Here is a 1,458-nt window from a genome sequence, read left to right as displayed (position 1 = left end):
CAGCGCCTCGCGCAGCCGCCCGTCGAGCCGCTCGGCCACATGGGCGGGGGCGCGGAACCAGTCGGTCGACCAGACCCGCTCGATCCGCCAGCCCAGCCCTTCGAGCACCGATTGGCGCACCCGGTCGCGGTCGCGCGCGGTGGCGGCCGAATGATAGGTCGCTCCGTCGCATTCGACGCCCGCGAGATAGGTCCCGCCCCGGTCGGGATGTACCACCGCGAGGTCGATCCGGTAGCCCGAGACGCCGATCTGGCTGCGCACCTCCCAGCCCTTGGCCTCGAGGCTGCGCGCCACCGCCTCCTCGAAGGGGTTCTCGGCGGGGCCGAGGCTGCCCTCGTCGCGCGCGGGCAGCGCCACGGCGCCGCGCTCGGCATAATCTAGAAAGGCCTTGAGATCGGCCACGCCGCGCGCCCGGGTCCGGCCCAGGTCGATGTCCTCGGCCCCCAAAGAGGCAAAGACATGCAGCGCGCGCCGCGCCCGCGTGATCGCGACGTTGAGCCGCCGCTCCCCGCCTTCGGCATTGAGCGCGCCGAAGTTCATCGAAAGCTTGCCCGCGAGATCCGGCCCGAAGGTGACCGAGAACAGCATCACGTCGCGCTCGTCGCCCTGGATGTTCTCGAGGTTCTTGACGATCACCGGCTCCTCGCGCGCCTCCTCGAAGAACCATTCCAGCTCGGGCATTTCGCGGCGCAGCGCGTCGAGCTGATCGAGGATGAGCGCCTGCTGATCGGCGTTGAAGGTGATGACGCCGAGGCTGTGGCGCTCGGCCTCCGGGCGGTCCAGCTCGGCGACGAGCCGCGCGCGGATCATCGCGGTGACGGCGCGCGCTTCCTCGATGTTGGTGCGGCCCCTGCCCCGGCCATAGCGCCCCTCGATACGGTGCAGCGTGATCGCATCGCCGCCCGTGCCCGGCGAGGGAAAGGTGACGAGGCCGCCGTCGTAGTAGAAATGGTTCGAAAAGGCGATCAGCGCCTCGTCGCGGCTGCGGTAGTGCCAGTCGAGCCTGCGCACCGGCACGCCCGAGGCCGCGACCTCGTCGAGGATCGAGGGCATGTCGCGCAGGGCGAGGCCTTCGGCGTCCTCCTCCTCCTCATCCTCCTCGGAACGCCCGAAGAAATTGGTCGGCGGCAGCTGCTTGGGGTCGCCCACCACGATCGCCTGCCGCCCGCGCGCGATGGCGCCGATCGCGTCCCACGTGGTGATCTGGCTCGCCTCGTCGAAGATCACCACGTCGAAAGCGGGCTGACCGGCGGGCAGGTACTGCGCCACCGACAGCGGCGACATCAGCACGCAAGGGGCCAGACGCGGCAGGCTTTCTGGCATCTGGCCCAAAAGCTGGCGGATGGGCATGGAGGGGCGCTTGAGCCCGAGTTGGTGGCGCAGAAGCCCCAGCTCGGAGGCGCGCGGCACCGTATCGCGCGCGGGCAGCCCCCCGCCTGCGCGGCGCAGCGCCTCGCC

General features: G+C 70.9%; 1 protein-coding gene. It reads right to left on the bottom strand.

Annotated features, from left to right (window positions below):
* The coding region (locus NHG85_RS14920) for a PDDEXK-like endonuclease domain-containing protein (RefSeq protein WP_253333753.1) at nt 1–1,458 on the bottom strand (1,458 nt) is incomplete at both ends.

Source organism: Limimaricola litoreus (assembly GCF_024159025.1).
Lineage (GTDB): Bacteria > Pseudomonadota > Alphaproteobacteria > Rhodobacterales > Rhodobacteraceae > Limimaricola > Limimaricola litoreus.
The sequence above is the reverse complement of the archived record's forward strand: the minus strand, read 5'-3'. Positions and strand labels throughout refer to the sequence as shown.